Below are 12449 nucleotides of genomic sequence, written 5' to 3'. Positions count from 1 at the left end.
TTTTAGAAAGTTCTAGTTTTTGATTAGAACTTTTTTATTATATTAAAAATGTGATTATATTTGATAATAAATCTTACATTTTGAAATCTAAAGTTTTAAAATTTTTATTTTTCTTTTTTCTTTCCTTCACTGGATATTCACAAGATTTGTTACCATTTGTTGATAATTATAACAAATACAATTACCAAGGCGACAATCAAATATGGGATGTAGTTCAAGGCAAAGATAAAGCTATGTATTTTGCAAATAACCACTATTTTTTAAGATACGATGGTGTAAAATGGGAGAAATACACTTTACCCAATAAAACTATAATTCGTTCTGTTTATGTTGATGGTAACAAGATTTATTCAGGCTCTTATAAAGAATTTGGTTATTGGTTTAGAGAAAAAGGTAAAATGATTTATGTTTCTATTTCAAAAGACAAAAAATTATTTACTGACAATGGAAATGAAGAAATCTGGAAAATATTTACTGTCAACTCTAAAGTTTATTTTCAATCATTCAATCAGATTTATATTCTACATAAAGAAGAAATTACTAAAATAATATTACCTTTTCAAATATCATATTGTTTTCAGGTCAATGGTGAATTGATTCTTGCTTCCACAACTGATGGAGTATACAAAATGAAAGGAATTTTTTTTGAAAAAATTAAAAACTGGAATATTCTGGATAATACCATTGTACATTCTATAGAAACCAAAAATAATAAAACATATATTTTTACTCAAAAAAAAGGTGTTTTTATAGCAGATAATGAAGGAATAAAAGAATGGAATCATCCTTTAAATAGTACTCTAAAAACGGCTATTATTAATGTAGCAAAATTTGCAAACCCAAATCAACTCATTATTGGAACCGCTAGTAAAGGAGTTTATACTGTTAATATAAATGATAATTCATTTTTAAACATTAGCAGAGAAAATATATTAATAAACAATTCTATTTTAAGTATAGGTTTTGACTCGGAAAAAAATTTATGGTTGGGATTAGATAATGGAATTGCTCATATCGAAATCAATTCGCCAGTATCCATTTTTTATGATAATTCTGGAGTTTTAGGCTCGGTTTATTCGGTAGCATCAACTAAAAAAGGTTATTTGATGGCGTCAAATCATGGTATTTTTAAATATGAAAATAAAAAACTGTCATTGCTTCCTAATTCTCAGGGTCAAGCATGGAATATTAGTAAAATTCAAAATCAATACTTAATTGGACACAGTGAAGGCACTTTTTTGTATGAAAATAACATATTGAAAAAAATTAATTCTATTAGTGGAGGATGGAATTTCACAAAAAGTAATTTGAATTCTAATTTTTTACAAGCAACATACAGTGGTGTAGTAGTCTATCACACTGAAAAAGATTTTTCTCAACATACTCAACTAAAAGATTTTTACAAACCTATTCGATATGTTGCTCAAAATAAAATAAATGAAGTATGGGCTGCCGATAATTATAGAGGTTTGTATAAAGTTTTATACGATGAAAATTACATAAAAATTAAATTGGAAAATATTGCTCAAAAAAACAATATAACCAATGATTTTGGTGTAAAAATTTTTGAGTTTAGGAATGAGATTATTTTTCTACTCGATAATATATGGTATACATACAATTCAATCACAAACTTACTAGAGAAAAACGAACTGTTCAACGACCATTTTAAAAATATTTCAGATATCATAGCTATTGATGACAGTAATTTTTTAGTGCTTAAATCAAATCTTCTTTATATGATTAGAACTTCTGGAAATAAATTTATTTGGAATTTTATTCAAGAAAAATATTATAGAGGAAAAATAATAAATGATAATTTGAGATTGTTTCGAAACGAAAATAAATACCTCTTAAATCTTGATGATGGTTTTATTTCTTTGCAATTGAGAAAAAACAATAATAATTCTATTCCAGTTATCAAAGTAGAGGCTCACAATGAAAATAGATTTATTACAAATCGATCTAAAATCAAACATAATACAGAATTAAAGCTATACATTATTTCGGGTTTGTATGGTGATGCAAAACCAAACTTATTTTATACAATTGATGGAGATAAAAATTTTATCTCCACGTTTGAAGGTACTTTAACTTTTAATAATTTATCTAGTGGATTGCATAAAGTCTCAGTATATTTTAATGATGGATCTAAACTATATATGGTTTCAACTTTTGAATTTACAGTAGCAAAACCTTGGTATTTTTCTTTTTGGATGATTATAGTTTATTTTTTAACAATAAATACTATTCTTTATTTATATTATAAATGGAATAAAATAAGATACAATCAAAAACTTGCATTACAAGAAGAAGAATTACGGCATCAGAAAAATATATTGGAAATGCAATTAAAAGCAGAAAATAAACTCAATATACAAGAATATCAAAAACATATTTTAGAATTAGAAATTCAAACTAAAGCATCCGAAGTAGTAGGAAAATCACTCTCTATTGCAAAGCAAAATGAAATGATTGAAAATATCCAACAAATTTTGGAAACAGAAAAAGATATTGATAAACTCAAAAGTGAAATCAAAAAAGGCATTAAAATAAATGCAGTAAACAAAAATGAATGGAAAATCTTTGAAAATAATCTAAATCAAATCCACAATAAATTTATCATTGATTTGTCTAAAAAACATCCCAATCTTACCTCAAAAGACATCAATCTTTGTATTTACTTAAAAATGAATTTGTCTTCTAAAGAAATTGCCCCTTTAATGAATATTTCGTTTCGCGGTGTAGAATTACATCGATATAGATTGCGTAAAAAATTAGGGCTTCGTCAAGAAGACTCGTTGTCAAATTTTATGATTTCAATATAAATTTAGTATTTTTTTTAAAGATACTTTAATTTTAAATCTAATTTATTGTATTATTCTAATACATCATTATTACATCAAGTCCTATTTTAATATTATTAATAAACACTCACAATTTCTTTTAAACATTCATATATATTAATCTTATTTTAATTTGATGTACTCGTGTAGTGTTAGTTTTTAACATACTACAACGTTGTAATTATATACTTTAGTGCCAACTAATTCAACAAATCAAATTTTATGAGAAATCATTTTCTAAGTTTATTAGCATTATTACTAATGCCAGCTTTAATGTGTGGACAAATTATAAAAGGAAAAGTGTTAGATCAAGATGGTAAAGCCATACCTGACGTTATCATTTTAGCGCCAACATCTAACACACAAACCATTGCTGATTTTGATGGAAATTTTTCAATTAATGCCAAAGAAGGAGAAGAACTAAAATTTTCGATGATTGGTTTTAACGATTTTTCTGCAACAGCAGCGGCAAAACCAATGACAGTCACTCTAACCCAAAGCAAAGAATCTTCTTTAAACGAAGTAGTTGTAGTCGGTTATGGAACGCAACGGAAAGCCGATATTACGGGAGCAATTGCAGTAATTGGCAAAAAAGATTTAGAAAACAGACCCAACACAAGCGCAATAAGCTCTTTGCAAGGAAAAGTTTCGGGTGTAATCATTACAAACTCCGGAAATCCTGATGGGCAACCTAATATTGCTATTAGAGGTATTGGCAGTATTTCTGGAAGTCAAGTACTTTATGTTGTCGATGGTGTTATTACAAACACTATCGATTATCTCAATCCAAACGATATTGAAAAGATGAGTATCCTAAAGGATGCTTCAAGTTTAGCAATTTATGGAATTAGAGCGGCAGGTGGTGCGGTGATTATTTCAACCAAAACAGGATCAAAATCAGGTAATGAAACCATTAACTTCAATTACGATTCTAGCCTTGGAGTGCAAACACCAACCAATGTCCCTAAATTTGCTAATGCTGCTGATTATGTAAGATTATATAACGAAAAACTTCAATTTGAACAAAACACAAATGCACCAATAGGTACAATTTCATTAGCACAATTTAATGGTGCCGATACCAACTGGTTTGACGAAGTTTTAAGAAAAAATTCAGTTATAAATTCCCATAATATTGGAATGGTTGGATCGTCAGAAAAAGCCAATTACGGAATGGGAATTGGTTATTTTACTCAAGACGGATTAATTAATGCAGGAAAAGGAGTGAGTTCTGGCGAAGATTTTAAAAGAATTACCGCTCGTTTAAACGGAAATTTTGATGTATCAAGCAAGTTTCGATTAGGTGGAAATATGGTATACACTAAAACAGATAGTAACGATGCTAGTTTTCCATTTCAATTAGCACGCATCACACCACCAGTAATTCCCGTTTATAATTCAGATGGAAGTTACGGAACAACACCAGTTGGAGCAGGTTTAGGTACTGCAGGAAACAACAATCCCCGTTTGGCTTTAGATTTATTTAGAGGAAAAACGGACGAAACTAGAACTATAATTGGTGGTTTTGCAGAATACGATTTTGCTAAAGGATTGACTTATAGAGTAAACATGTCAAGAGATTTCAGGACTCGTTCATCATATTCTTATACGCCTGAAAACACTCCAATTGGCTCAACAACACTTTTAAACAGTAGACTCACCAAATCAGACTCTACAGTTGACGATTTATTATTTGAAAATACTTTAACATACAGTAGAACTTTTGGAAAAAGCAGAGTTGTAGCTTTAGCTGGAGCAAGTAGACAAATAACAAAGTCTAGAAATTCTTCTTTTTCAGCTATAGATGTTCCGTTCAACGGAAGTGATGCTACGTTGTATTTGAATTTAGGAACTGGATTAGTTAATTTACTACAAAGACCTGGCGAATCAGGTCTTGAAGGCAGTGAAATAAGACTGCAATCGTATTTTGGAAGAATACAATATGCTTTTAACGATAAATATTTATTAAATGCTACAGTTCGCCGTGATGGTGCTTCGGTATTTAATTTTGATGGCGACCAAAAATCGGCCACTTTTCCATCAGTTGGATTGGGTTGGGTAGTGAGCAAAGAAAATTTTATGCAAAATACTGGCTTAGATTTCTTTAAAATTAAAGCAAGCTGGGGAGAATTAGGTAATGCAACTATAATAAGACAATTTGATCCAATTGCATCTATTCAAGCACCTGCCTTTTTCGGAAATCCGTCTCAGTTAAACACCTCTATTTCTATAACACAATTAATAGACCCTACAATAGAATGGGAAGTGACTACCGGTACAGATATCGGATTTGAATTGAAAACTTTACAAAATCGTTTGTCTGTTGAAGCAGGTTACTACAAAAAAGTTACCGAAGATGGTACTTTAAGTATTACTAATTTACCAACGTCTGGTTTAGGTGGCAATTTATTTACCAATGCAGGTTCATTCGAAAATAAAGGAATAGAATTTTCTGCTACCTGGAATGATAAAATCGGCGACAAATTCACGTATGGTTTCTACGGAAATTTCACAACAATCGAAAATCAAATTACTGAGGTTTTAGGAGGTTCTTTTTTAAACACAGGTCCAGGATTGTTTGGAAACAACATCAAACGCTACCAAGTCGGTGAAGAAATTGGTGCCTACTACGGTTTTCAAACGGATGGTGTTATTCAAACTCAAGCAGAAGCAACTGCTTTAAATTCTAAAGTGGGAGCTTTTAAATTTAAAGATTTAGACGGCAATGGAAGCATTGACGATAATGACAAAACCTTTTTAGGAAGCCCAATTCCGAATTTAACCTATGGTTTTGGATTGAATTTAGGCTATGCTAACTTTGATTTTGCAGCAGAATTTCAAGGGGTTGCAGGTAACGAAATTTATAACTTCAACCGCAATTTACGTTTTGGAAATGAAAATTGGGATCAAGACTTTGTAGACAATCATTGGTCTCCAACCAATCCGAGCAACACTTATCCGGCAGCAAACTCTGATCAATCGTCGTCAAGACCAAGTTCTTTTTATGTAGAAAAAGGCGATTATTTTAGAATCAGAACGTTGCAATTGGGTTATTCTATTCCATCAGCTTTTTTAACTCGCGTAAAAATTCAAAAATTAAGAGTGTATGCAAGCGCACAAAATCCTTTCACTTCATTTAAATACAATGGTTTCTCTCCAGAATTAGGAAATCAAAGTGTTGAAAATTTAGGAATTGATAATGGTGCGTATCCACTTTCAGCGATATATAGTTTTGGTATTAATTTTAATTTTTAATAATATGAAAAAAATAGTATTTGTACTTTTTAGTATAGTAATTTTAAGTTCTTGTAACGAAGATTTTCTTCAAACTACAGTTGAGGATAAAATCGAAAGTGAAAACTTTTTTAAGACTCAAGAAGATGCAGTAGCTTCGGTTAATGCCACTTATGGAAATTTAAGAGCTTGGCGATTAGCAGCTTTTGGACCACTAATTTTGTCTATTGCAGGCGATGATGCCGAAAAAGGAAGTTCCGCAGGTGATGCGGCATTCTTTAATGACATCAACAATTTTGCTTACACGCCTTCGGCATTTATCATCAACGATTATTGGTCAGGTCAGTTTTTCGGAATCAATTTGTGCAACCAATCCATCACCAATATTCCAAATATTGTTATGGACGAAACACTCAAAACCAGATTAATTGCAGAATCTCGGTTTTTAAGAGCGCATCATTATTTTAACTTGGTACGTACTTTTGGTGGTGTTCCTATTTTTAATGGATTGCCGGCCGACAAAAATTACAACATCCCAAGAAATTCTAAAGAAGAGGTATATGCTTTTATTTTAGCAGATTTAGATTTTGCAGCCCAAAATTTACCAATGAATTATGGTGGTTCTGATATTGGAAGAGCTACTAAAGGAGCAGCCAAAGGCTATATCGCAAAAGTGAATATGTATCTCGGCAATTGGGCACAAGTTCTAAGCGCAACCAACGAAGTAATCGGAATGGGTTATAATTTATTACCAAATTACAACAGTGTTTTTAGAATTGCTAATGAAAATAGCGTAGAATCCATTTTTGAAACGCAAGCCACTTTTATCTCAGGAAATTGTGATGCTTCAAGTTCTCAATATTCTCAGGTGCAAGGCGTAAGAGGACAATACGGTTGGGGATTTAATGTGCCAACACAAAGTTTATCCGATTCGTATGAAAGCGGCGATTTACGTAGAGATGCAACTATTATTTACCGTGGTGAAACTACTCCCGAAGGCGATTTTATTGCTGTTATAGGAGACAATCCAATGTACAATCAAAAATCATATGTGCCATCTGGACAAATCGGAAATTGTGCAGAAGGTTCAGAACAAAACGTAAGAATTATGAGATTTTCAGACATTTTGTTAATGAATGCCGAAGCTGCAAATGAGCTAAATGATATTCCTCAAGCGTTACTTTCTGTTAATAAAGTAAGAGTTCGTGCAGGTTTAACACCATTAGGAAGCTTGTTACAAACCCAACTTCGTGATGCTATTTGGAACGAAAGAAGAGCAGAATTCGCAATGGAAAGTGAACGATTTTTAGACGTTGTTCGCCAAGGAAGAGGTGCCACAGTTTTTGGACCATTAGGATTTACAGCAGGTAAAAATGAAGTTTTTCCTATTCCTTCTGAATCTATTTCTTTAAGTAACGGTGTTTTAGCTCAAAATCCAAATTATTAATTTATTAAAAAACCTTACTTTATAAATTAAAGTAAGGTTTGTAATCTTTATATTTAAAAGTATGAAAAAGTTAATTATAATTATTTTTTTATCATTTATAAGTTGTGGCTCTAGCGATGAAAAAGCTACAGTAACACCAATTCCTTCACCACCGCTTACAGCTGTTGTACTTTCTGATGAAGAACTTTTAAATCTTGCTCAAAAAGATGCACTAAAATATTTTTGGGAATTTGCAGAGCCTAATTCAAAATTAGCTCGAGAAAGATACCATACTGACAATACAAGTTTAGATGCAAATATTGTTACAACTGGAGGATCTGGTTTTGGATTAATGACAATAATAACTGGAATCGAAAGAAACTTTATCCCGAGGTTAGAAGCTGTATCAAGATTAACAATAGCATTAAATTTCTTAGAAAATGCAGATAGATTTCATGGTGCTTGGCCACATTGGATGGATGGAAATAATGGTAATGTAATTCCTTTTAGCCCTATGGATAATGGCGGCGACTTAGTTGAAACAGCATTTTTGTGTCAAGGATTAATTACTTTAAGAGAATATTTTAAAAATGGTACTGTTCAAGAAAAAGCATTGGCACAAAAAGCAGATACTTTATGGAAAGGTGTTGAATGGGATTGGTATACTAAAGGCGAAAATGCTCTATATTGGCATTGGTCTCCAAACTTTGGTTGGCAAATGAATTTTAAACTTGAAGGTTATAATGAATGTTTGTTGGCTTATACGTTAGGTGCAGCATCACCAACTCATCCCATCACTTCTCAAGCATACAATCAAGGTTGGGCTCGAAACGGAGCTATTGTAAATGGTAATTCCCAATACGGAATTCCCGTAGTTCTAAACTATAACGGAGCAACAGGAAATGTTGGACCTATGTTTTGGTCGCATTATTCATTTTTAGGTTTAGATCCTAGAGGTTTGTCTGATCAATATGCTAATTATTGGACATTAACTCAAAATCATACTAAAATAATGAATAAATATTGCATTGCAAATCCACAAAATTTTACTGGATATTCAGAAAAATGTTGGGGTTTAACTGCAAGTTATACACGAAATCCCGACGGTACTTCTGGTTATACTGCGCATCAACCTAATAATGATACTGGTGTTATTTCACCAACTGCTGCGTTATCTTCTTTTCCATATACACCAGTCGAATCGATGAAATTTCTTAGATTTTTGTATGATGAAAAGAAAGCGCAATATGTAGGAATTGCTGGGCCTTATGATGCGTTTTCTCCAAAATTCAATTGGGTTACTCCAAGATATCTTGCAATCGATCAGGGAACAATTGTACCAATGATCGAAAATTATAGAACTGGATTACTTTGGAATTTGTTTATGCAGGCACCAGAAGTTAAAACAGGACTTATCAATTTAGGATTTACTTCTACACAACACGGTTTTTAATAAATTTTAAAAAAAACAACACTCTATTTATAAATTGAGTTTATCATCCTTTTCGAGTTGATGATATATAAATAAGTGATGCAATTATAATCAAAATAATTTCTGTTGTACAACTAGATATAGCTATGTATATTCCAGAAAACAATAAAATAATTATGAAAAACTGCCTAACAATCCTATTTTTATTTTTTTCTTTATTTTCTTTCAGTCAAAAAAAGAAAGAAGTCAAAATCGTCATAAAGTCTAAAAAAGAGTTTGTTGCCGAGTTGATGTCAAAAATGACAGTTGATGAAAAAATTTATCAATTGGTTCAATTTACTTCAGATGGAACTACAACCGGTCCAAAAACAGGCAATAATTATATTTCAAGAATCAAACAAGGAAAAGTTGGCTCGGTTTTAAACGCAACCGGAGCAGCCAACAATCGCGAAATTCAAAAAATAAATCTAGAAAATTCAAGACTCAAAATCCCATTGCTTTTTGGTCACGACGTTATTCACGGTTTTAAAACTATTTTTCCAATAAATCTTGGAATGGCAGCTTCATTTGATCCAAAAGCAGTAGAATTAGCAGCACGAATTGCAGCCGAAGAAGCTTCTTCAAGTGGCATTCATTGGACATTTGCACCGATGGTTGATATTGCTCGTGATCCACGTTGGAGTAGAGTTTCAGAAGGTTCGGGTGAAGATGTTTTTCTCGGAACCCAAATGGCAATTGCTAACGTAAAAGGTTTTCAAGGGACTGATTTATCTAAAAAAAATACCATTTTAGCTTGCGCCAAACATTTTGCCGCTTATGGTGCTGCCGAAGCCGGACGCGATTACAACACTGTTGATATGTCAGAAAGAGTTTTGAGAGATACTTATTTGCCACCTTTTAAAGCATTAGCTGATGCTGGCGTAAAAACTTTTATGACTTCGTTCAACGAAATTTCTGGAGTACCATCAACTGCAAGTAAATTTTTATTACGAGATATTTTAAAAGGCGAATGGAAATTCAACGGAATGGTAGTTTCTGACTACACCGGAATCAACGAAATGATAGCACACGGTTTTGCAAAAGATGAACAAGATGCTGGACAATTAGCCTTAAATGCTGGTTTAGATATGGATATGGTTGGAGCTATTTATATGAACACTTTAAAAAAATCGTATGATGAAGGAAAAGTTTCGTTATCTGTAATTGAAGATGCATGCAAAAGAGTTTTAGACGTTAAATATGATTTAGGATTGTTCGAAGATCCTTATCGCTATTCGGATGAGAAGCGTGAAAAAGAAACCATTTACAAATCAGAATATTTGGACGCTGCTTTAGATGTAGCCAATAAATCAATCGTTTTATTGAAAAACTACAACAACATTTTACCACTCAAAAAAGATCAAAAAATTGCTTTTGTTGGTCCTTTGGTGAGTGATCAATTTCATATTATAGGATCTTGGGCAGCTTTAGGTGACAGAGATGGTTTTGCTACAAGTGTCAAAGAAGGTGTAACTAAATTGTTAGGAGATACGAATAAAATCACTTTCGATGAAGGCGTTGAAATACAAAGCACAAAAAGAGAATTGATGCAAAAAGCAATCGATAATGCCAAAAACGCTGATGTTATTGTTGCGGTTATGGGCGAAAGAGAAAACATGTCAGGCGAAGCAGGATCACAAACCAACATCGATTTACCTGGTTTGCAAAAAGAATTTTTAGCCGAATTAAAAAAATTAGGAAAACCAATTGTACTCGTTTTAATGAATGGAAGACCTTTGACCCTTTCGTGGGAAAATGAAAATATGGATGCCATTTTAGAAACCTGGTGGTCAGGAACTCGTGGCGGCGATGCTATTGCGCAAACATTATTTGGAGTCAATAATCCGAGTGGAAAATTGCCAATTACTTTTCCCAGAAATGTGGGACAAATTCCACTTTATTACAATCATAAAAATACCGGAAGACCGTATTTAGGGGCAGCCGATTCGGAACAAAAATACAAATCACGCTACACCGATTCTGAAAATTCTCCTTTATATTCTTTTGGATTTGGATTGAGTTATACAACATTTTCGTATTCGAATTTAAAAATTTCTTCTTCAAAAATTAAATTCAACGAAAAATTAAAAATCAGTGTCGACGTGACCAATTCTGGTAATTACGAAGGAGCAGAAGTAGTGCAATTGTATATTAAAGATATTGTAGGTTCGGTAACAAGACCTGTTCGAGAACTAAAAGGTTTCGAAAAAATAAATCTTAAAAAAGGGGAAAAGCGCACTGTAACTTTCGAAATAACATCTGAGGATTTAAAATTCTACAACATAGCAATGAAAAATACAGCTGAAATAGGTCAGTTTGAGATTTTTGTTGGAAGCAATTCTGATGCAAAAGATAAAGTTGAATTCGAATTAATAAACTAAAATATAGAATTAATCATAAGATAAAAATGCAATCGTTGGTTTTTATATTTTGGGAATAACCAGTTGATATATTTTTAATACCCAAATAACACATAACTTAAATTAATTCAATATGAAAAAAATTACCCTTAAAATTGTTTTGTTTTCCGTTTTTGTTTTTACTAAAACGACTGGTTATTGTCAAAATGTAGTTTTAATGACCTGCGAAGATGGTACTTTTAATAAGCTTTCATCAATGGGTGTGTTTGGTAACGGAAATGGCGAGTCAGCTGCTGATGTTACCATAGTAAATAATCCGAATGCTACTGGTGTAAATACAAGTGCAAAAGTGGCAAGATATGTAAGAAGAACTGATGCAAGCGCAACACCTTTTGCAGCTGCATTTTCTGGAATTACAGATCCCGATCCAAGTTTTACAGTAAATAAATACGTACACGTCAAAGTTTTAAAAACAAAATTGTCACCTGTTAAATTCAAAATTGAAGGCGGTCCAGGTGGAGATTTTGAAGTAGCCAGCACACTACCTTATGCTACAGCTGGCGTTTGGCAAGATATGGTTTTTCACTTTCCAACAGCTACAGGCGTGTATCCAACTGTAATATTTTTTCCAGATTTTGAAGATCCTTTAACGCTCAATACGGGTAATATAATTATTCATTTTGATGAAATTTATGTTAGTAATAGTCCAACACCAGATAATTCTTCGTTAGCTGTAAATTCAAATTTTCTAAAAAGTAAAGTTAGTATTTACCCAACTCAAGTAACAACTGTTTTAAACATAGTTACCGAAGAAAACCTGGCATCTATCAGCATTTTTAATATACAAGGTGCAAAAATTTATGAATCTAAAAATTTGAAATTGGGATCCAACCAAATAAATACCTTGGCTTTAAGTAATGGTTTATATATTATAAATATTTTATCACAAAACGGCGAAAATTTTAATCAAAAATTATTAAAGATTTAAGTATTAGAAGCATTTAAAAATGCACGGTTTGCTATAATTTTTAAATTGATTGACTTAGATTTTAACCAACTATTTTGGTTAAAAATTACAATACACATTATTACACAAGTTTTAAAATGTTAAA

The 12449-nt window shown here is 31.9% G+C and carries 6 protein-coding genes; all 6 read left to right on the top strand.

What is annotated here, in order from left to right; translation table 11 throughout:
- Positions 1-80: 80 nt before the first annotated feature.
- Positions 81-2828 carry a histidine kinase gene (locus RMO70_RS11435; RefSeq protein ID WP_310556565.1) on the top strand — a complete coding sequence of 916 codons (2748 nt, stop codon included), beginning with the start codon at positions 81-83 and terminating at the stop codon, positions 2826-2828.
- A gap of 240 nt (positions 2829-3068) precedes the next feature.
- Complete coding sequence (locus RMO70_RS11430) at positions 3069-6101, top strand: TonB-dependent receptor (RefSeq protein ID WP_310556564.1); 3033 nt, start codon at positions 3069-3071, stop codon at positions 6099-6101.
- A 4-nt stretch (positions 6102-6105) separates the two neighbouring features.
- Positions 6106-7527, top strand: a complete 1422-nt coding sequence (locus RMO70_RS11425) for a RagB/SusD family nutrient uptake outer membrane protein (RefSeq protein ID WP_310556563.1) — start codon at positions 6106-6108, stop codon at positions 7525-7527.
- Between the two features lie 61 nt (positions 7528-7588).
- Positions 7589-8959: a glucoamylase family protein gene (locus tag RMO70_RS11420; protein WP_310556562.1), complete on the top strand. Its 1371-nt coding sequence runs from the start codon at positions 7589-7591 to the stop codon at positions 8957-8959.
- 155 nt (positions 8960-9114) lie between these two features.
- Positions 9115-11358 (top strand): beta-glucosidase BglX, encoded by a 2244-nt coding sequence (gene bglX / locus RMO70_RS11415; protein ID WP_310556561.1) that lies wholly within the window; start codon positions 9115-9117, stop codon positions 11356-11358.
- Between the two features lie 112 nt (positions 11359-11470).
- Positions 11471-12325 (top strand): T9SS type A sorting domain-containing protein, encoded by an 855-nt coding sequence (locus RMO70_RS11410; protein WP_310556560.1) that lies wholly within the window; start codon positions 11471-11473, stop codon positions 12323-12325.
- Positions 12326-12449: the final 124 nt, after the last annotated feature.

The organism is Flavobacterium sp., assembly GCF_031422135.1.
In the GTDB taxonomy this organism is placed as follows: Bacteria; Bacteroidota; Bacteroidia; order Flavobacteriales; family Flavobacteriaceae; genus Flavobacterium.
Note: the sequence above shows the minus strand (reverse complement) of the source record. Positions and strands in the feature narration are given on the sequence as shown.

Coding starts and splice junctions, on each gene's coding strand:
- RMO70_RS11410 (WP_310556560.1), top strand. CDS start 11,471: ATGAAAAAAATTACCCTTAAAATTGTTTTGTTTTCCGTTTTTGTTTTT.
- RMO70_RS11430 (WP_310556564.1), top strand. CDS start 3,069: ATGAGAAATCATTTTCTAAGTTTATTAGCATTATTACTAATGCCAGCT.
- RMO70_RS11420 (WP_310556562.1), top strand. CDS start 7,589: ATGAAAAAGTTAATTATAATTATTTTTTTATCATTTATAAGTTGTGGC.
- bglX (WP_310556561.1), top strand. CDS start 9,115: ATGAAAAACTGCCTAACAATCCTATTTTTATTTTTTTCTTTATTTTCT.
- RMO70_RS11425 (WP_310556563.1), top strand. CDS start 6,106: ATGAAAAAAATAGTATTTGTACTTTTTAGTATAGTAATTTTAAGTTCT.